Genomic DNA, 18702 nt, shown 5'->3' on the forward strand with positions numbered 1-18702 from the left:
GACGCCGTGGCTCATCTCGTGGCCGGCCACGTCGAGGGAGACCAGCGGGCGGCTGTTGCCCGAACCGTCGCCGTAGGTCATCTGCGCGCCGTCCCAGAACGCGTTGACGTACGCGTTGCCGTAGTGCACCCGCGACGGCACGCCGGTGCCGTTGCCGAAGATGCCGTTGCGGCCGTGCACGTTCTTGAAGTAGTCGAACGTCGCCGCGGCGCCGAAGTGCGCGTCGACACCGGCCGACTGCCGGTTGGCGTTCGTGCCGTTGCCCCACGCGTTGTCCGCGTCGGTGAACGTGGTGCAGGTCGACGTGCCGTTGTTCATGTCGCAGGTGCGGCCGTTGCCGTGCGACGGGTCGATCATCGAGTACGTCGAGCCCGACAGGGTCGTGTCGACGGTGACGGTGCCGGAGTAGATGCTGGCGCCGGTGCCGTTGACCATCTTCACCTCGTCGAACGAGCCGAGGTGTGCGCCGGTCAGCGCGTCGGTGATGACGTGCAGCTCCGACGGGGTCTGCTGGTCGGGGCGCATGCCGGTGACGACGGTCTCCCAGGCCAGCCGGCCCTTGCCGCTGCTGGCGTCGACGAACAGCTCGGGGGAGCCGACGGTGGCGACGGTGCCGGAGAACCGGCCGCGGGCGGCCTGCGCGGCCTTGGCGGCGGTGACCTTCGGGGTGGTGGACAGGGTCAGCGGGGCCTCCAGACCGACCGACGATCCCTTGTAGACGCCGTTGGGGGCGGTGTGCACGACGAAGTCGCCGCCGTACACCCGCAGGCCGTGGAACGTGCGGGCGTAGCGCACGTGGGTGCCGCTGCCGTCGCTGACGGTGCGGTCGATGCGGTACGCGTCGCCGCCGGCGGCGCGTACGTCCGCCGGGTGCTCGGCGAGCGCGCGTTCGGCGGCCGCGAGGCCGACGGGCGACGAGGGGCCGCTGGGCGCGGCACTGCCGGAGGTTGCCGACACCGACAGCATGGCGCCCACGAGTAGGGCGACACTGCCGGTCGCGAGGGTTCTTTTCACGAGTCCTCCCCGACTCAGTGGAGTGTGACGGTAGTCACTGAAAGCCATATATATAGAAGTCGGGAGAACTTTGGAAGTCCTTCACATCCTTATCTGTCGATGAAAGATGTTTCGTGAACGCCGGTCTGGGCGGCCGGTAAGGGGCGCTGTCTCGGAATCGCGTGATCGACTCGGGGCGACGGGTGGATCGCGTGTCCGGTAGGTGACAGCGGGGGAGTGACGTCGCAAGATTGTAGAGAAAGCTTTCTAAAGCTATCTTTAGCATGTGACCGAACCCGTGGTGGACCTCACCGACCCCGTCGCCATGCGCGCGTACGCCCACCCGCTGCGCATCTCCCTGGTCGGCCTGCTGCGGCGGGAGGGTCCGATGACCGCCACCCAGGCCGCGAACCGGCTGGGCGAGAACGTGCCCAACTGCTCCTTCCACCTGCGCCAGCTCGCCAAGTACGGCCTGGTCGAGCGGGCCGAGGGGGCCGACGCCCGGGAGAGGCCGTGGCGGGCCACCGCCCTGATGACCCGGTGGGGCCGCGAGTCCGACGACGCCGAGACCCGCGCCGCCGTCGACCAGCTCGACGCGGTGATCATCCGCCGCTTCTACGAACGGGCCATGACCTGGCTGGCGGGCCGCGCCGACGACCCGCCGGAGTGGCGCGCCGTCACGGGCCCCGGCGACGACCTGGCCTACCTCACCGCCGAGGAACTCGCTGAGCTGTCCCAGCGCATCGACGCCCTCTTCGAGGCGTACCGGCCCCGCCGGACCGACCCGTCCCTGCGGCCGCCGGGCGCGCGGACGGTCCACGTCAGCTACTACGTGACCACCATCGACCAGCAGCCCTGACCCCGGAGGCGCACACCCCCATGACCGCCACCGCCACCCCCGCCACCCGCCGCTGGCTGCCCCCGCTGCTGCGGCAGACCCCGTTCCGGCGCTACTGGACCGGCCAGAGCGTCTCCCTGCTCGGCGACCAGATCACCGAACTGGCGCTGCCGCTGTTCGCGGTGCTCGTCGCGCAGGCCGGCCCTGCCGAGATGGGTTACCTGACCGCTGCCGCGCTCGCCCCGAACCTGCTGTTCTCGCTGCTGTTCGGCGGCTGGGCCGACCGCCGGCCGTACAAGCGGACCATCATGGTCGCCGCCGACGTCGCCCGCGCGGTCGCGCTGCTCGCCGTGCCGGTGCTGTACCTGCTCGACGCGCTCACCATGACCCAGCTCTACCTGGTCGCGTTCACCGTCGGCACGTTCAGCGTGCTGTTCGAGGTGTGCCGCACCACTCTGTTCGTCTCGCTGGTGCCGCGCGAGGACTTCCTGCCCGCCAACGCGCTGCTCAACGGCTCGCGGGCGTTCTCGTCGGTGGCCGGGGCGAGCCTCGGCGGCCTGCTGGTGCGCCTGGTCGGCGCGCCGTTCGCGCTGCTGCTCGACGCAGTGTCGTTCCTGTTCTCCGCGGTGATGATCGCCCGGGTGGAGGTCACCGAGCCGACGCCGAGCCCCCGGCGCGGCCTCGGGCTGCGCGAAGGCCTGTCCTTCATCGCCCGCCACCCGGTCATGCGGGCGGCCGTGAGCGCCAGCAGCACCCTCAACCTGTTCAACTTCATGTACCTCGCGCTGGTCATCCTGTACGTCACCACCGAACTGCACATCACCCCCGACGTGCTGGGCCTCGGGCTGGGCCTGGCGGCCGTCGGCGCGCTGATCGGCGCGGCCGTCGCGCGGCCGGTGGCCGAGCGCTTCGGCGTCGGACCGCTGTACGTCTTCGGCTACCTGCTGTTCCCAGCCCCGCTGATCCTGATCCCGCTGGCCCAGGGACCGCACTGGCTGGTGCTGACGATGGTGTTCTGCGCCGAGTTCCTCTCCGGCCTCGGCGTGATGCTGCTGGACACCGCGGGCGGCTCGCTGCAGGCCAGCGTCATCCCCGACGAGCTGCGGGCCAGGGTGACGGGCGCGCACCGCACCATCAACTACGGCATCCGCCCGATCGGCGCGGTCATCGGCGGCGCGCTGGGCACCGCCCTGGGCGTACGCGAGACGCTGTGGATCGCCACCGTCGGCGCGCTCCTGGGCGTGCTCTGGCTGCTGGCCTCACCCATCCCGCGGATGAGACGCCTCTGAGCCGGTGCTCGCCCACTGGGATGGATATTGTCATGTGGGAATCGATCGATCTAATCTTGGACGCGTCCGGGCAACGACATCAGGCTTCACCCTGAGGAGACCTTCATGTCCTCTGCCCGATTCGCCGCCGTGACCCTGGCCCTGTTCCGGGTCGTGCTCGGCCTGCTGTTCGCGTTCCACGGCGCGGCATCCCTGTTCGGCGTGTTCGGCGGCAACCGCGGCTCCGGCCACGCCGTCGAGTTCGCCGCCTGGCCCGGCTGGTGGGCGGCCCTCATCCAGCTCGCCGGCGGCATCCTCGTGATCACCGGCCTGGCGACCCGCCCCGCGGCCCTGCTCTGCTCCGGCTCCATGGCGTACGCCTACTTCGTCGTACACCAGACCCAGAGCCTGCTCCCACTGAACAACGGCGGCGAAGCGGCCGCCCTGTTCTGCTGGTCCTTTTTCATCATCGCGGTCCTCGGCCCCGGCGCCTTCTCCCTCGACGCCCTCCTGCGCCGCCGCGACCCCGCCCAACCCGCCCCCCTCGCCACCGCCTGACCCAAGCGAAAAGAAGGGCACCTTCACAACGCTCCGCGTTGTGAAGGTGCCCTTCTTAACCTCATCCCGCCCTGACCAGCCAGTTCCTGGCCGGTCAGGCGAGGGCGGGCTCCGGTGCCGCGGCTTGCGTCCGAGCCCGCCGCGCCCAGCGCACGGTGGCCGGCACCGCTGCTCCGCTGGCCGCGAAGACCAGGCCGAACAGCAGCCAGCCGGGCCAGCCCCAGCCGACGACGACAGTGGCCAGCAGGGCGGGCGCGACCACGCCCGCCAGCGCGAACCCGGTGCCGTACAGGCCCTGGTACTGGCCCTGGGCGTGGTCCGGCGCGAGGCTGAACGAGATGCCCCACGAGCCCGCGGCCTGGCGCAGCTCGCCGAGCACGTGCACGAGCGCCGCCGCGACCAGGGCGGCGGTGGCGACCCAGGCGGTCTGCCCGGCCGCGAGACTGTAGAGCAGGCACGCGCCGAGCAGCAGCACCCCGGACGTCCGCTGCGCGACGGCGGCCCCTTCGGCGGTGGCGGTGCCCCGGCTGGCGCGGATCTGGAACAGCACCACGACGGTGGCGTTCAGCAGGCCCAGCATGGCGACGACCCAGGCCGGCGCATTGGTGCGCTCGACGACCCAGAGCGGCACGGCCACGTTGAGCATGCCGTAGTGGATGCACAGCACGCCGTTGAGCGCCGCGAGCGCGAGGTACGGCCGGTCCCGCAGCACGATCAGCGCCGGACCGGACGCGCGCCGGGGCTGCGGCTCGACCTTGGGCACCCGCATGACCAGCGAGGACGCCAGCGTCGCCAGGCAGGCGCAGAGCACGAGCACGGCGACGTACGCGGGCCTGGTGTCGTACTTCAGCGCCACTCCGGCGAACAGCGCGCCGACGCCCCAGCCCACGTTCGTGACCGCCCGCAGCATGGCGCGGGTGCGCACCCGGTCCTCGGCCGGGATCGACCCGGCGATGAGCGCCCCGTTGGCCGCGCCGAAACCCGCCTCCAGCAGCTGCACCCCGGCGGCGACGACGACGAAGCCGGTGAAACCCTGCACGGCCAGGTAGCCCAACATGAGCGCCGCCCGCGCCAGCCCGAAGCCGACCATCACCCGGCGCGGGCCGACCCGGTCGGCCAGATGCCCGGCGGGCACCCCGGCGAGCAGGCCGACCACGGCGGCGACGGTCAGCCCGAGGCCCACCTGCCCGGCGGACAGTCCCACCGAGCGGGTGAAGAAGATGACGCTGATCGTGATGAACAGACCGCGTGACGTCGAACCGGCGAGGGTGCTGAAGACCAGGGCACGGGTGGCCGGGTGGGCGGGCAGCAGGTTGATCATCCGGGAGAGCACGCTGGGCAGGCTAACCCGGATGCCCGGCCCGCACGCACCGGTTTTCCGTGCTCCTCGTCACGCGGGGGAGTGCGCCTGCGGTCGAACGAAGATCGCCGTTCCCGGCCGGAACCCGCGGTGGCACCCGAGGTTCTGACCGGAAACGGCGATCACGGACGGGCCGCCGCCGCAGACGGTGGCGGCGGCGGCCCGTGGCGCGTCAGCGCGCGCCGAGCAGGTGCTCCAGGGCGAGCTGGTTGAGCTGGACGAACGCGCCGCCCTTGGCGGCCTGGGCGTCGACGTCGAAGTCCTCGAACGACGACCGGTCGGCGAGCAGGTCGCTGTAGGTCTCGCCTGCGCCCAGGGTCGGCACGCCCAGCTCGTCGTAGCGGGCGGCGGCACGGGCCTCGGCGACCCGCGGGTCGGCCCGGAACGCCGCGGCGCGCTCCTTGAGCAGCAGGTACGTGCGCATGTTCGCGGCCGCCGACGCCCACACCCCGTCGAGGTCCTCGGTGCGGGAGGGCTTGTAGTCGAAGTGGCGCGGGCCGGTGTACGCCCGGCCGCCGTCGGCCGCCCCGAACTCCAGCAGGTCGACCAGGAAGAACGCGTTGACGATGTCGCCGTGGCCGAACACCAGGTCCTGGTCGTACTTGATGCCGCGCTGGCCGTTGAGGTCGATGTGGAACAGCTTGCCGTGCCACAGCGCCTGCGCGATGCCGTGCAGGAAGTTCAGGCCCGCCATCTGCTCGTGCCCGACCTCGGGGTTGAGGCCGACCATGTCGCGGTGCTCCAGGCTGTCGATGAACGCGATCGCGTGGCCGATCGTCGGCAGCAGGATGTCGCCGCGGGGCTCGTTCGGCTTGGGCTCCAGCGCGAACTTCAGCCCGTAGCCCCGGTCGATGCTGTACTGCGCGAGCATGTCCAGGCCCTCGCGGTAGCGCTCCAGCGCGGTGCGCACGTCCTTGGAGCCGTCGTACTCGGTGCCCTCGCGGCCGCCCCACAGCACGTAGGTCTGCGCGCCCAGTTCGGCGGCCAGGTCCATGTTGCGCATGACCTTGCGCAGCGCGTACCGGCGCACGGCGCGGTCGTTGCTGGTGAAGCCGCCGTCCTTGAAGACCGGGTGGGTGAACAGGTTGGTGGTGGCCATCGGCACGACCAGGCCGGTCTCGGCGAGCGCGGCCTGGAAGCGCTTGATGATGCGCTCGCGCTCGCTGTCGTCGGAGCCGAACGGGATCAGGTCGTCGTCGTGGAACGTCACGCCGTACGCGCCCAGCTCGGCGAGGCGGTGCACGGACTCGACCGGGTCGATCGCCTCGCGGGTGGCGTCGCCGAACGGGTCGCGCCCCTGCCATCCCACGGTCCACAGGCCGAACGTGAACTTGTCGGCCGGAGTCGGCTGCGTCATGTCATCTCCCTGAAATCTTGTTTGTTCAGCCATTGAACTTATAGGGTGTGGCATTGTCAAGACCATGCCGCCCCGCCCGCCGCGCCGAGACGATCCGGTGCGCCAGCGCAGCCTGCGCGACCACAACCTCGCGCTGGTCCTGCGCCATGTCACCGCCGCGAACCGGCCGCCGTCCCGGGCCGAGATCGCGGCGGCCAGCGGGCTGACCAGAGCCACCGTCTCCACCATCGTCGACGAGCTGATCGCCGGCGGGCTGGTCGCCGAACTGGAGCCCGTGTCGCGCTCCGGCGTCGGCCGCCCCGGCACCGGCATCGTGCCCGCGGGCACCGGCCCGGCCGGGCTCGGCATGGAGGTCAACGTCGACTACCTGGCCGTGTGCGCGGTGGACCTGACGGGAGCCGTACGCCATCGGCAGGTGCGGCGGCTCGACCAGCGCGAGCACCGCCCGGCGCAGACCTGGCAGGCGCTCGCCGAGCTGGCCGACCAGGCGGTGGGCGCGGTCACCGCCCTGGGCCTGACCCCCGCGGGCGGCGTGATCGCGGTCCCGGGCCTGGTCGAGGGCGACACCATCCGGATCGCCCCGAACCTCGGCTGGCAGCAGGTCGCCCTGCCCCGGCCCGCCGACCTGGGCGGACTGCGCGACCTGCCGCTCGACGTCGCCAACGAGGCCACCCTCGCCGCGCTGGGCGAGCGGCACGCCACCGGGCTGCGCAGCTTCCTCTACGTCTCCGGCGAGATCGGCATCGGCGGCGGCATCGTGCTCGACGGCGAGCTCTTCGGCGGCTCGCACGGCTGGGCGGGGGAGATCGGCCACGTCACCATCGACCCGCAGGGCCCCGACTGCCACTGCGGCTCCCGGGGCTGCCTGGAGCAGTACGCGGGCGAGGAGGCCATCCGGGCCGCCGCCGGGCTGCCCGCCGGCGCGGCCGTGCTCGCCGACCTGGTCGGCGGTGCCCGCGCGGGCCGGGGGCCGGTGCTGGACGCCCTCGACCACGCCGGTACGGCGCTCGGCGTGGCGCTGTCCGGGGCGGTGAACCTGCTCGACATCGGCACCGTCGTGCTCGGCGGGCACTACGCCGAGCTGATCGACTGGCTGCGCCCGGCCATCGAGCGCGAACTGTCCCGGCGCGTGATCACCGCGCGCTGGTCCCCGGCGAAGGTGCGCGCGTCGGCCCTGGGCTCGGATGCCGCCCTGGTCGGCGCGGCGCGCGCGGTCACCCAGGCCATCCTCGACGACCCGGCCCGCTTCCTGGCGACCCGCGCGGCGCCCGCCGCCTAGGCCCCGGTCACGGCTGCCTGCCCGTCCGTGGTGGCGGCGGCACGCGCGCCGGAACGGTTCAGTAGCCGAGTCCCGCGGACCACTCGCCCCGGCCGCCGGGGGTGAGATCGAGGACGTGCCACACCGGGCACAGCAGATCGATGCCCCGCTCGTCGAGGTCGTCGGACATCCGCGGATGGGCCGAGTAGACGTGCCGCACCGAACCGTCGCCGTCGCGGGTGAACACCGACACGGTCGAGTCCTGCTCCCCGTCGGCGTCCTCGCTGCCCAGGTCGTACTTGAAGCTGCTCGCCCCGGCGCTGAGCAGGCGCAGACCGGTCCATCCCCGCGACCGGGCATGCGCCCGCAGCGCGGGTGGATCCGCCGCCGCGACGACCGCGAAGTCCACGGTCTGCGCCACGTGCCGGGCGACGCCGTTGAGCCCGTCGAGCCACATCGTGCACATGGGGCACGGCTGCGTCTGCCGCTTGCCGTACATCATCTGGTAGACGACCAGGTCCCGGTCTGGCGCGGTGAACAGCTCGCTCAGCCGGACGGTCGTCACCGGCTCGTCACCGGCGGCCAGGTCCACTGGGCCGGTCAGGAATTCGTAGTCGTCCACGACCGGGCCCGGTGGCAGCCGTCGGCGCAGCTCGGCCACCTGCTCCCGGTGTCGCATCAGCTCGATCTCGGCCAGCCGCAGCCGCTCCCGGGCCTGCACGTAGTCGGCCGACTCCGCGGCGAGATTCGTCTGGCGCATGATCATCCTCCACGGGCTGGCGGCCGCGGCCCCGATGACCGGCGACGGCGGACCGGCTGCGGTTCGGCGGGATGTCCGCCGCCCAACCTATCGCTGGTGCGCGGCCGAAACCGCCGAACGCCCGATCCGGCTCCGGGGTCGCCGACCAGGCCTCGGCGCGGCCGCGGCGGGCATAGCCTGTAACCATGGGTGCGATCACGGTTCTGCGACCGCTGGCGCTGGGCATGGCCACCGGGATGCGCTCGCAGCTCGGGCTGGCCGCACTCGCGGTGGCGATGAGCCGGGGCGGCAAGAAGGGCAGGAAGGGCCACGGTTTCGCCTCGATGGTGCAAGGCCAGGTGCTGTCCAGCCCGCTGGTCCGCAAGAGCCTGGTCGCCACGGCCGCCACCGAACTCGTCGCCGACAAGCTGCCCAGCACGCCCAGCCGCCTCAACCGGGGCTCGCTGGCGGCCAGGCTGGCCCTCGGCACCCTGGCCGGCGGGCTGCTGGGCTGGTCCGACGATCGCGGATTCGGCCGCGCGGTGGCCGGTGCGGCGCTCGGCGCGGCGGGCGCGGGCCTGGGCGCGTTCGGCGGCTACCACCTGCGCGCGGCGCTCGACCAGCGGACCAACCTCCCCGACCGGTACTGGGCCGTCGCCGAGGACGTCACCGCCGTGGGTCTGGCCGCGTTCGCCGTCGCGGTCACCGACGACAGCGACACGCGGCAGACCGAATCGCTCCCGGCCCGCCTACGCGACCCCGAGTACGCGGACGCGTCCTGGGCTTGACCCGGCCTGACGCCTTGCCGTGGCACCGGAGCGCGGTGCCGACAACGCGGCCGTCCCCGCGTCACGGGCCGCCGGCCGACCATTGTGCACACCCGCCGGAGCTCCCGTGGTACGCCGTCGGTGTCCACTTGGTGACCATGGGCGAGTTCGCGATCTCGATTCTGTTGTGTCCGGCAACAAAACGGTAACCGGCGTTGACAGGCCTGTGACGAGGGGGGAAGTCTGGGCTGGCGCGTGAGACAACGATGTCAAGACTCAGATGGAGGAAGCATGCGTCTTTCCAGGCGAGTGGCAGCCCTGGCCGTCGCTTTCGGAACGATGTTCGCGACCGTGGCCTGCAGCAGCACTGAAGAGCCCGGCGCCGGCAGCAAGAAGGTCGAGGTCTTCACCTGGTGGGCCGACGGCGGTGAGAAGGCCGGTCTCGACGGCCTGGTGGGTGTCTTCAAGACCGACTGCGCGGACTACGAGTTCGTCAACGGCGCGGTCGCCGGCGGCGCGGGCAGCAACGCCAAGCAGGTGCTGGCCTCGCGGCTGCAGCAGAACGAGCCGCCGGACACGTTCCAGGCCCACGCGGGCGCGGAGCTGTCCGACTACATCAACGACGACCAGCTCGAGGACCTGTCGGCGCAGTACACCGAATGGGGTCTGGGCAACGCCTTCCCGAAGGGCCTGATCGAGAACCTGACGGTCGACGGCAAGATCTACTCGGTGCCGGCCAACATCCACCGCGCCAACGTGCTGTGGAGCAACAAGACGGTGCTGGCCAAGGCCGGCATCACCAAGGACGCCGACACCCTCGACGGCTTCTTCGCCGACCTGGACAAGCTCAAGGCCTCCGGGGTGGCCACGCCGCTGGCGCTGGGCAAGGACTGGACGCAGCAGATGCTGTTCGAGGCCCTGCTGATCTCCAAGCTCGGCCCGGAGAAGTTCAACGGGCTGTGGAACGGCGGCACCGACTGGAAGGGCGCCGACATCACCGCGGCGATCAACGACTACAAGAAGCTGCTGACGTACACGAACAAGGACCGCGACACCTTCGACTGGACCGACGCCGAGAAGCTGCTCATGGACGGCAAGGCGGCGTACCAGCTGATGGGTGACTGGGAGGCGGCCGACCTCGACGCCAAGGGCTTCAAGGACTACGGCTGGTCGGTGTTCCCGGGCAACGGCAACGTGTTCCAGTGGCTGGCCGACTCGTTCGTGCTGCCCAAGAACGTCAAGAACGCCGAGGGCACCAAGTGCTGGCTGAAGACGGTCGGCAGCGCCACCGGCCAGGCCGCGTTCAACCAGAAGAAGGGCTCGATCCCGGCCCGCACCGACGTCGGCACGGACGGCTTCCCGGCGTACCAGCAGGCCGCCATGGGCGACTGGAAGACCGCGACCCAGGTGCCCAGCTGCCCGCACGGGTCGGCGTGCGCGCAGGGCTGGCAGGGCGCGGTCGGCTCGGCGCAGGGCAAGTTTTCCGCCGACGGTGACGTCGCCGCGCTGCAGACGGCGCTCGCGGCCGCCGCGGCGGAGTTCGGCTCGAAGAAGTAGTCCGCCGCAAGGCCGAGAAGGGCGCCTTCCATAAGGAGGGCGCCCTTCCTTACCGAGGAGGTCGCGTTGCGCCACCGGAGGCGGACCTGGATACCCGGGCTGCTGCTCATCTCACCGTCGCTGATCCTGCTGGCCGTGTTCGTGTACGGCCTGATCGGCTGGACGGTCAACCTGTCCCTGCAGGACCGCCACAACGCCCGCCCCGCCAAGGGCTACGTCGGGCTCGACAACTACACCAAGCTGTTCACCAGCGACATCAACGACCGCTTCGCCCACTCGCTGCAGAACCTGGTCGTCTTCACGCTGGTGTTCATGGTCGGCACGATCGTGCTCGGCCTGGTCTGGGCGCTGCTGCTGGAGCGCCGCGCCAAGGCCGAGGGCTTCTGGCGCACCGTCTACCTGTTCCCGATGGCGGTGTCGTTCGTCGCCTCCGGCGTGGTCTGGCGCTGGCTGATGAACACCGGGCAGGGTGACGACGCGGGCGGCATCAACGCGATCTTCCACGGGCTCGGGCTGGGCTTCCTGGAGAGCCCGTGGTGGACCGACCCCGACTGGGGCATGGCCGCGATGGCGATCCCGGCGATCTGGCAGCTGTCCGGATACGTGATGGCGCTGTTCCTGGCCGGGTTCCGCGGCATCCCCGAGGAGCTGCGCGAGGCCGCCGTCGTGGACGGGGCCACCACCTTCCAGCTGTACCGGCAGGTGCTGTTTCCGCAGCTGACGCCGACCATCCTGTCGGCGCTGATCATCACCGGGCACATGTCGATGAAGATGTTCGACCTGATCATGTCGGTGTCCGGGGCGCAGTGGCTGACCGAGGTGCCGGCCGTGTACGTCTGGCAGACCCTGCTGACCCGCGACTACGCCAAGGCCGCCGCGATCTCGGTGTTCCTGCTGCTGATCGTCGCCGTGGTGGTCGTGCCGTACCTGATCCACGTCAACCGCTCGGAGAAGCGCTCATGAGCACCGAGACCGTCGCCGCCCCGCCCGCCGCCGCGCCGCCGCGTCCGGCGCCCGCGCCGCACCGGGGCCTGCCGAAGCCGGTGGCCCGCGCCCTGCGGTACGGGCTGCTGATCCTGTTCGTGCTGATCGTGCTCATGCCGCTGTACGTGCTGCTCGTGACGAGCTTCAAGTCCGGCCGCGAGATCGGCGTCAACGGGCAGTGGAACCTGCCCGAGACGTGGACCTTCACGTCCTGGGAGAAGGCGTGGACCTCGCTGGGCCCCTCGTTCGGGCGCACGTTCCAGCTGGCGGTCCCGGTCGCGCTGATCTCGTCGCTGATCGGCGCGGCGAACGGCTTCGTGCTGTCGCGCTGGCGCTTCCCCGGGGCGGACGTGGTGTTCACGCTGATCCTGTTCGGCATGTTCATCCCGTACCAGGCGGTCATGATCCCGCTGCGCGAGGTCGTGCTGTGGCTGGGCATCGCGCCGGGCATCCCGACGCTGATCTTCGTGCACACGGTGTACGGCATCCCGATCTGCACGCTGATCTTCCGCAACTACTACGCGACGATCATCCCGGAGGAGCTGATCGAGGCCGGGCAGATGGACGGGGCCGGGCTGCTGCGCACGTTCCGGTCGCTGATCCTGCCGGTGTCGCTGCCGGGCTTCGTGGTGACCGTCATCTGGCAGTTCACCTCGTCCTGGAACGACTACCTGTTCGCGATCTTCCTGTCGAACACCCGCAACGGGCCGATCACCATCGCGCTCAACGCGCTGGCCGGGGCCCAGTCGCCCGACTACGCGGCGGCGATGGCCGGTGCGCTGATCACCTCGCTGCCGACGCTGCTGGTGTACGTCCTGCTCGGCCGCTGGTTCATCGGCGGCATGATGGCGGGCTCGGTCAAGAGCTGAACCCCGGATGCGGGACGCCCGAGCGGCGTCCCGCATCCGGCGCGGGACACTAGCCGCGCCGGGGCCAGACGGGGCCCTGCTCGGTCCAGCTGACACCCCTGTTGCGGCAGAGGCAGAACGGGTGGCCGACGGGGTCGGTGTAGACGCGGAAGCCGTAGCCGTCGGGGCCGGCGTGGTCCCGCTGCAGGGTCGCGCCGAGGGCCAGGACGCGGCGCTGCTCGGCCTCGATGTCGTCGACCTCGAAGTCGAGGTGGAACTGCTTGGGGTGCTCGCTGTCGGGCCACTGCGGGGCGCGGTAGTCCGCCACCCGGGTGAAGGCCAGTTCGAGCTCGCCGAACCGGATGCCGGCCCAGTGCTCGTCACTGCCCTCCTTGACCGGGAGCCCCGTCACCTCGGCGTAGAAGGCGGCCAGCTTCATCGTGTCCGGGCAGTCGATGATGAAGTCGGTTAGTCGTAGCATCCCGTGATCTTGTCACAGGGCAGGATGAGCCGGGCAGGCCTAGTCGAGCAGCCAGACGAGCAGGGTCTGCGCCTGCGGGGTCAGCGACGCCGCGACGACGAGCACGGACAGCAGGGTGCTCGCCGCCAGCGCCCGCCAGATGCGGCGGTCGGCGCGCAGCCGGGCGGAGGCGAGCTGGACGGCCGCGTACAGCGCGGTGAGCCCGGCGAGGATCGGCGCGATGCTCAGCACGAAGGTGATCGCGAGCCATGCCGCGCCCAGCGCGCCGGGCCAGATGTCGGCGTTGCCGGTGGCCTCGTCGCCCTGGTGCGGCAGGTAGAGCCGCCCTGCCAGCTGCGCCGCCCGGCCGAGCGCCACGGCGACGGCCAGGAAGTACGCGGCGGCGAGCACGAACTGGACCCGGGCCGCGACGCGGCCGGACAGGCTAGCCGTGCCGCTGGCGGCGGCGGCATCGAGTTCGCTCGACATGGCCGCAGTCTACCGACCACCCCGCCTGTCTGCTGTCCCGCAGCCGGCGCCGGGCGTCGCGTTAAGAAGGTGCCCTTGCGCCACGTATTCCGATGTGAAGGTGCCCTTCCTTCGGTGGGTGTAAGGGGTGGAGGGCGGTGCGGTACTGTCTGCGGCATGGCGGAGCAGCGATTCCACACCGGTAGCCACGACCTGCCCGTGTCGGCGGCACTCGACGAGTTCATGCGCACGGGCTGGCTCGACTCGGAGCAGCACGACCTGCCGCGGGCCGAGGTCGCGGCGTGGACGCCGGCTCGGCGGGCGCGGCTGCACCAGGCGTTCCCGGGGCACCGGATCGTGGTGCCGGCGGGCTCGTTCAAGGCGCGGTCCAACGACCAGGACTACCGGTTCCGGGCGCACTCGGCGTACGTGTGGCTGACCGGGGACCAGTCCAGCGACGGGGTCGTGGTCGTGGAGCCGGACGGGGAGAGCGCGCTGTACCTGCGGCCGCGGTCGGCGCGCGACAACGGCGAGTTCTTCCGGGACCGCCGCTACGGGGAGCTGTGGGCCGGACGCCGGCCGACGCTGGGGGAGAGCACCCGGGCGCTGGGCGTGACCACCCGGCACCGCGACGAGCTGGCCGCCGCGCTCAAGCCGGACACCCCGACGCTGGTGCTGCGCGGCCTGGACGCCGAGGTCGACGCGGCGGTCGCGCCGGTCGACGGCGACGCCGAGCTGAAAGCCGTGCTGGCCGAGCTGCGGCTGGTCAAGGACGCGTGGGAGATCGCCCAGCTGGAGGAGGCCGTCGCGATCACCACCCGCGGCTTCGCGGACGTCGTGCGCGCCCTGCCGCAGGCCAAGGCCACCTCCGAGCGGCTGCTGGAGGGCGTGTTCTGGCAGCGCGCCCGGCTGGAGGGCAACGAGGTCGGCTACCACTCGATCGTCGCCGCCGGGGCGCACGCCGCCACGCTGCACTGGATCGACAACGACGGCCCGGTCCGCGACGGCGACCTGCTGCTGCTCGACGCGGGCGTGGAGACGCGCTCGCTGTACACCGCCGACATCACCCGGGTGCTGCCGATCTCGGGGCACTTCACGCCGCTGCAGCGCGACCTGTACGAGCTGTGCCGCAAGGCCAACGACGCCGCGCTCGCCGCGCTGGTGCCGGGTGCGGCGTACCGCGACTTCCACCGCGCCGCGATGCGCGTCTACGCGTACGGCCTCGCCGACCTGGGCATCCTGCCGGTCTCCGCGGAGCAGGCCCTGGACGAGGACAGCGGCTTGTACCGGCGCTGGACCCTGTGCGGCTCGGGGCACATGCTCGGCCTGGACGTGCACGACTGCGCCGCCGCGCGGGCCGACCACTACCTCGACGGGACGCTGACCCCGGGGCACGTGCTCACCGTGGAGCCGGGCATCTACTTCCAGCCCGACGACGGGCTGATCCCGGCCGAGCTGCGCGGCATGGGCTTCCGGATCGAGGAGGACCTGCTGATCACCGAGACCGGCTACCGGATGCTGTCCGACGGCCTGCCGCGTACGGCGTCCGACGTGGAGTCCTGGATGCACCGGCTGGCTTCTTAACATTTCGTTCACGGGTCGGCAATGGACTGACGTGGTCAGCATGCTGACTGCGTAGCGGGGCTGCCGCGGGGGACCGTGGAGACCGCGCCGTCACACGGCGTGACTCCCGGTCCCCGACGAAAGCGAGCGCCTGTGAAGACCGTACGACGTCTGTTGTCCGTATCGGTGGCTGCCGCCACCGCGCTGGTGGTGGCGCTGCCCGCCGCGCCGGCCTCGGCCGACGGCGGGCTGCACGCCGTCGACCTCGGCACCCTGACCGGCACGTGCTGCAGCCAGGCGATCGCGATCAACGACCACGGCGTGGTGGTCGGCGAGAGCCAGGTCGGCACCGGCGAGAACCCGCCGAGCCGCGCCTTCCGCTGGAAGGACGGGGTCATGACCGACCTCGGCACGCTGGGCGGCCCGACCTCGGCGGCCACCGCGATCAACAACAACGGCTGGATCGTCGGCTACAGCACGCTGGCCGACGGCGTCACCACGCATGCGTTCCTGTGGCGGCCCGGTCTGGGCATGATCGACTTGGCTCCGTCGACCGTGACCAGCCTGGCGTCCGGCGTCAACGACAGCGGCATGGTCGTCGGGCGGTACGTCACCGGTGGCGAGCTGCGCGGCTTCCGCTGGGTCAACGGGGTGTTCAGCGACCTGAACACGCCGGACGGATCCGGCTTCGACGCCAACGCCGTCAACAAGCACGGCAAGATCGCCGGCACCCACGTCAGCCAGCCCGCCACCTGGAAGAACGGCATCACCGTGCTGTCCGGGCTGGTCGGTGAGGGCATGGCGATCAACGACAGCGGCGACGTGACCGGCCATTACAGCCTGTCCGCGGCCGGGGTGTTCCTGTGGCGGGCCGACGGCACGGTCCTGGCGCAGACGCTGCCGCCGAACACCGCCGTCGCGCGCGCCACCGGCATCAACGAGAGCCGGCACACGGTGGGCTACCGGATGACCCCGAGCGGCAACTTCCGGGCCGTGTACTGGTCGGAGTTCGGCACGCCGAACCTGCTGCCGGGGCTCGTGCCGGGCGGGCAGTCGATGGCGTGGGGCATGAACCGGCTCGGCCAGACCGTCGGCCTGGCCCGCCTGAACACCACCGGCAGCGAATACCACGCGGTGCTCTGGACCCGCTGACACCAGCGCGGACGGCCCGCCGAGCGGGAAGGCTCGCCGGGCCGTCCGCGCGTCCGGGTCTGCCCGGCGCAGGAATCCTCCATCGGGCGGCCTGGTGCTTAACATTTCTGTCACATGTCGGCAATGGACCGTCGTGGTCAGCATGCTGACTGCGCGAAAGGCGTCCGGCAGGGGACTGTGGGGGTTCACGCCGTCACACGGCGTGATCTTACGTCCGATCCGAGAAAGCGAGCGCCTATGAGAACAGTCCGAAGGCTGCTGTCCGTGTCCGCCGCGGTCGTTCTGGCGGCGGTGACCCTGACGGCCGCCCCGGCGGCCGCGGCCGGCCCGCACATCGTCGTGCTGGGCACCCTGACCGGCAGCTGCTGCAGCCAGGCGTTCGCCATCAACGACCACGGCGTCGTGGTCGGGCAGAGCCAGGTCGGCACCCAGGAGAACCCGCCCGAGCGGGCGGTCCGCTGGCAGAACGGCGTGATCACCGACCTCGGCACGCTGGGCGGGTCCCGGGCGGTGGCGCTCGCGATCAACAACAACGGCTGGATCGCCGGTTACAGCGAGCTGGCCGGCGGCGCGGTCCACGCGTTCCTGTGGCGGCCCGGCCTCGGCATGACCGACCTCGGCACGCTGGGCGGCGACAGCGTCGCCACCGGCGTCAACGACGGCGGTGTCGTGGTCGGCCGGTCCGTCGTCAACGGCCAGCTGCACGGCTTCCGCTGGGCGAACGGCGTGATGTCGAAGATCGTCACGCCTACCGGCGAGGGTTTCGACCCGGCCGGGATCAACAAGAACGGCAAGATCGGCGGCTCTCTCAACGGGGAGTACTCCGGTCAGCCGGCCTGGTGGAAGAACGGCCAGACGGTCGCGTCCGGGCTGGTCGGCCACGCCGGCGCGATCAACGACAGCGGCGACGTGGCGGGCACGTACTGGGATGGGACCCAGGGCGCGTTCGTGTGGCGTGCCGACGGCACCGTGCTGAACCTGACGATGCCCGCCGGGGCGAAGTTCGCCGAGGCGGCCGGGATCAACCTCAGCCGGCACGCGGTCGGCCGCCGCACCACCGAGGACGGGCACGTCCGCGCGGTGTACTGGTCGGAGCTCGGCACGCCGCGCCTGCTGCCCGGACTCGTGCCGGGCGGGCAGTCCTCGGCGTTCGGGGTGAACCGGCTCGGCCAGACCGTCGGCCAGGCCAACCTCGGCGCCACGGGCGGCGGGTACACCGCGGTTCTCTGGACCCGCTGAACGCCGCGCGTCAGCCGGGCGTCCGGGCCCGCCGCCACGGCGGCCGTCCGGGCGCCCGGCCCCTGTCATCAACCGAAAGGCCGAGCTGCCTGTCGACAATGGATGGTGGGCCCGGTCGGCAATCCGATTGCGCGGTAGACGGATCGGAGGAGACTTCGTGGATCAGGCCCCACGGGGGGCGTGAGTCTCCGTCCGACTCGAGAAAGCGACAGCCTGTGCGTAGACCTCCACTTCGCGTGCTCATCGCGACCCTGTCCGTGCTCGCCGCCGGCGCGGTGGCCCTGCCCGCCTCGCCCGCCGCCGCCGCGACGCCGCGGGTCGTCGACCTCGGCACGCTCGGCGGCGCCTGCTGCAGCACCGCGACCGCCGTCAACGACAACGGCGTGGTCGTCGGCTACAGCGGCGCGCCGAGCCAGACCGCCCCGATGCGCGCGTTCCGCTGGAAGAACGGCGTCATGACCGACATCGGCAGCCTGGGGGGCACGCGCACCTACCCGGCCGACATCAACAACAACGGCTGGATCGTCGGCTTCGGCACGCTGGCCGACAACGTCACGATGCACGCGTTCCTGTGGCGGCCCGGGGTGGGCATGACCGACCTCGGCGCGCTGGACAACAACTACAGCTCCGCCACCAGCGTCAACGACAGCGGCGTGGTGGTCGGCCGGGCGATCGTCGACGACACCTCGACGAGCTTCCGCTGGGCGAACGGCGTGATGACCGAGCTCGACCACGACGCCGCCGGCTATGGCCTGGATTTCGACGCCATGGACGTCAACAACGGCGGCGTCGTCGCCGGTGATCTCGGCGACGGGATCGCCAGGCTGGTCAACGGCGTGTCGACGCCGATGCCGACGCCGCCGGGCAACGGCTCGTACACCGAGGGGATGAACAACGCGGGCGACATCGCCGGCCAGTACTACGGGATGAGCGAAGCCTCCTTCGTGTGGAAGGCCGACGGGACCATGGTGGCACTCGGCGTGCCGGCCGGGGCCACCTCCGCGTACCCGTCCGGCATCAACGACGACGGTGACACCGTGGGCACGAGCCTGACCACCGGCAGCCCGGACCGGGCCGTGTACTGGTCCGAGACCGGCGTGCCGCACCGGCTGCCGAGCCTGGTCACCGGCGCGGGCGCGCGGGCGCACGGGGTAAACAAGTTCGGCGTGACGGTCGGCACCGCCCAGGTGTCGGTCGGCGGCGACTGGCACGCGGTGATCTGGACCAGCTGACACCGCGCGCAGGGCCCGGCCAGGCGACACCGCACGCCTGGCCGGGCCCTGCGGCAGCACG

Annotated in this window: 18 protein-coding genes; 12 read left to right on the forward strand and 6 right to left on the reverse strand. The window is 71.6% G+C overall.

Annotated elements, in window-relative coordinates:
* A partial coding sequence (locus Cco03nite_RS25675) for a M4 family metallopeptidase (RefSeq protein WP_373314322.1) occupies window positions 1–1014 on the reverse strand: 1014 nt, incomplete at its 3' end.
* A 265-nt stretch (window positions 1015–1279) separates the two neighbouring features.
* Between Cco03nite_RS25675 and Cco03nite_RS25680 the strand changes: the two genes are divergently transcribed.
* The 3 genes from Cco03nite_RS25680 (at window position 1280) to Cco03nite_RS25690 (ending at window position 3657) form a co-directional block, all read left to right on the forward strand.
* Entirely contained in the window at window positions 1280–1852 is a 573-nt protein-coding gene (locus Cco03nite_RS25680; protein ID WP_239167657.1) for a helix-turn-helix domain-containing protein, read from the forward strand.
* A 20-nt stretch (window positions 1853–1872) separates the two neighbouring features.
* A complete protein-coding gene (locus Cco03nite_RS25685) occupies window positions 1873–3120 on the forward strand; it encodes an MFS transporter (RefSeq protein WP_203694773.1) in 1248 nt (415 codons plus the stop codon).
* A gap of 105 nt (window positions 3121–3225) precedes the next feature.
* Window positions 3226–3657 (forward strand): DoxX family protein, encoded by a 432-nt coding sequence (locus Cco03nite_RS25690; RefSeq protein WP_203694774.1) that lies wholly within the window; start codon window positions 3226–3228, stop codon window positions 3655–3657.
* A gap of 94 nt (window positions 3658–3751) precedes the next feature.
* Here Cco03nite_RS25690 and Cco03nite_RS25695 read toward each other — a convergent pair whose 3' ends face one another.
* Window positions 3752–4990 (reverse strand): MFS transporter, encoded by a 1239-nt coding sequence (locus Cco03nite_RS25695; protein WP_239167658.1) that lies wholly within the window; start codon window positions 4988–4990, stop codon window positions 3752–3754.
* 199 nt (window positions 4991–5189) lie between these two features.
* On the reverse strand, window positions 5190–6374 hold the full coding sequence (gene xylA / locus Cco03nite_RS25700) for a xylose isomerase (protein ID WP_203694775.1): 1185 nt from the start codon (window positions 6372–6374) through the stop codon (window positions 5190–5192).
* Window positions 6375–6438: 64 nt separating this feature from the next.
* Here xylA and Cco03nite_RS25705 point away from each other — a divergent pair, with 64 nt between their 5' ends.
* Window positions 6439–7653: an ROK family transcriptional regulator gene (locus Cco03nite_RS25705; protein WP_203694776.1), complete on the forward strand. Its 1215-nt coding sequence runs from the start codon at window positions 6439–6441 to the stop codon at window positions 7651–7653.
* A gap of 58 nt (window positions 7654–7711) precedes the next feature.
* On the opposite strand, the gene Cco03nite_RS25710 is transcribed toward Cco03nite_RS25705, so the two are convergent.
* Window positions 7712–8392 carry a DUF899 family protein gene (locus Cco03nite_RS25710; protein WP_203694777.1) on the reverse strand — a complete coding sequence of 227 codons (681 nt, stop codon included), beginning with the start codon at window positions 8390–8392 and terminating at the stop codon, window positions 7712–7714.
* A gap of 185 nt (window positions 8393–8577) precedes the next feature.
* On the opposite strand from Cco03nite_RS25710, the gene Cco03nite_RS25715 reads away from it, so the two are divergent.
* From Cco03nite_RS25715 to Cco03nite_RS25730, 4 genes are all read left to right on the forward strand, one after another.
* The gene (locus Cco03nite_RS25715) at window positions 8578–9159 is read left to right on the forward strand and encodes a DUF4126 family protein (RefSeq protein WP_203694778.1); all 582 of its coding nucleotides are present in this window, start codon (window positions 8578–8580) and stop codon (window positions 9157–9159) included.
* A 270-nt stretch (window positions 9160–9429) separates the two neighbouring features.
* The gene (locus Cco03nite_RS25720; protein ID WP_373314323.1) at window positions 9430–10695 is read left to right on the forward strand and encodes an ABC transporter substrate-binding protein; all 1266 of its coding nucleotides are present in this window, start codon (window positions 9430–9432) and stop codon (window positions 10693–10695) included.
* A gap of 66 nt (window positions 10696–10761) precedes the next feature.
* Window positions 10762–11658 carry a carbohydrate ABC transporter permease gene (locus tag Cco03nite_RS25725; RefSeq protein ID WP_203694779.1) on the forward strand — a complete coding sequence of 299 codons (897 nt, stop codon included), beginning with the start codon at window positions 10762–10764 and terminating at the stop codon, window positions 11656–11658.
* Window positions 11655–12548: a carbohydrate ABC transporter permease gene (locus Cco03nite_RS25730; protein WP_203694780.1), complete on the forward strand. Its 894-nt coding sequence runs from the start codon at window positions 11655–11657 to the stop codon at window positions 12546–12548. The genes Cco03nite_RS25725 and Cco03nite_RS25730 overlap by 4 nt, the downstream gene beginning before the upstream one ends.
* A 49-nt stretch (window positions 12549–12597) precedes the next feature.
* On the opposite strand, the gene Cco03nite_RS25735 is transcribed toward Cco03nite_RS25730, so the two are convergent.
* Window positions 12598–13008: a VOC family protein gene (locus Cco03nite_RS25735; RefSeq protein ID WP_203694781.1), complete on the reverse strand. Its 411-nt coding sequence runs from the start codon at window positions 13006–13008 to the stop codon at window positions 12598–12600.
* Window positions 13009–13047: 39 nt separating this feature from the next.
* Window positions 13048–13476 carry a hypothetical protein gene (locus tag Cco03nite_RS25740; protein WP_203694782.1) on the reverse strand — a complete coding sequence of 143 codons (429 nt, stop codon included), beginning with the start codon at window positions 13474–13476 and terminating at the stop codon, window positions 13048–13050.
* Window positions 13477–13632: 156 nt separating this feature from the next.
* On the opposite strand from Cco03nite_RS25740, the gene Cco03nite_RS25745 reads away from it, so the two are divergent.
* From Cco03nite_RS25745 to Cco03nite_RS25760, 4 genes are all read left to right on the forward strand, one after another.
* On the forward strand, window positions 13633–15039 hold the full coding sequence (locus tag Cco03nite_RS25745; protein ID WP_203694783.1) for an aminopeptidase P family protein: 1407 nt from the start codon (window positions 13633–13635) through the stop codon (window positions 15037–15039).
* Window positions 15040–15192: 153 nt separating this feature from the next.
* Window positions 15193–16170, forward strand: a complete 978-nt coding sequence (locus Cco03nite_RS25750; protein WP_203694784.1) for a hypothetical protein — start codon at window positions 15193–15195, stop codon at window positions 16168–16170.
* A gap of 237 nt (window positions 16171–16407) precedes the next feature.
* Window positions 16408–17409, forward strand: a complete 1002-nt coding sequence (locus tag Cco03nite_RS25755) for a hypothetical protein (RefSeq protein WP_203694785.1) — start codon at window positions 16408–16410, stop codon at window positions 17407–17409.
* Between the two features lie 236 nt (window positions 17410–17645).
* The gene (locus Cco03nite_RS25760; protein ID WP_203694786.1) at window positions 17646–18641 is read left to right on the forward strand and encodes a hypothetical protein; all 996 of its coding nucleotides are present in this window, start codon (window positions 17646–17648) and stop codon (window positions 18639–18641) included.
* Window positions 18642–18702: the final 61 nt, after the last annotated feature.

Source organism: Catellatospora coxensis (genome assembly GCF_016862635.1).
GTDB lineage: Bacteria > Actinomycetota > Actinomycetes > Mycobacteriales > Micromonosporaceae > Catellatospora > Catellatospora coxensis.

Excerpts from the sequence above, each read along its gene's own strand:
- Cco03nite_RS25685 (WP_203694773.1), top strand. The coding sequence starts at position 1,873 with ATGACCGCCACCGCCACCCCCGCCACCCGCCGCTGGCTGCCCCCGCTG.
- Cco03nite_RS25690 (WP_203694774.1), top strand. The coding sequence starts at position 3,226 with ATGTCCTCTGCCCGATTCGCCGCCGTGACCCTGGCCCTGTTCCGGGTC.
- xylA (WP_203694775.1), bottom strand. The coding sequence starts at position 6,374 with ATGACGCAGCCGACTCCGGCCGACAAGTTCACGTTCGGCCTGTGGACC.
- Cco03nite_RS25705 (WP_203694776.1), top strand. The coding sequence starts at position 6,439 with ATGCCGCCCCGCCCGCCGCGCCGAGACGATCCGGTGCGCCAGCGCAGC.
- Cco03nite_RS25710 (WP_203694777.1), bottom strand. The coding sequence starts at position 8,392 with ATGCGCCAGACGAATCTCGCCGCGGAGTCGGCCGACTACGTGCAGGCC.
- Cco03nite_RS25715 (WP_203694778.1), top strand. The coding sequence starts at position 8,578 with ATGGGTGCGATCACGGTTCTGCGACCGCTGGCGCTGGGCATGGCCACC.
- Cco03nite_RS25720 (WP_373314323.1), top strand. The coding sequence starts at position 9,430 with ATGCGTCTTTCCAGGCGAGTGGCAGCCCTGGCCGTCGCTTTCGGAACG.
- Cco03nite_RS25730 (WP_203694780.1), top strand. The coding sequence starts at position 11,655 with ATGAGCACCGAGACCGTCGCCGCCCCGCCCGCCGCCGCGCCGCCGCGT.
- Cco03nite_RS25735 (WP_203694781.1), bottom strand. The coding sequence starts at position 13,008 with ATGCTACGACTAACCGACTTCATCATCGACTGCCCGGACACGATGAAG.
- Cco03nite_RS25740 (WP_203694782.1), bottom strand. The coding sequence starts at position 13,476 with ATGTCGAGCGAACTCGATGCCGCCGCCGCCAGCGGCACGGCTAGCCTG.
- Cco03nite_RS25745 (WP_203694783.1), top strand. The coding sequence starts at position 13,633 with ATGGCGGAGCAGCGATTCCACACCGGTAGCCACGACCTGCCCGTGTCG.
- Cco03nite_RS25755 (WP_203694785.1), top strand. The coding sequence starts at position 16,408 with ATGAGAACAGTCCGAAGGCTGCTGTCCGTGTCCGCCGCGGTCGTTCTG.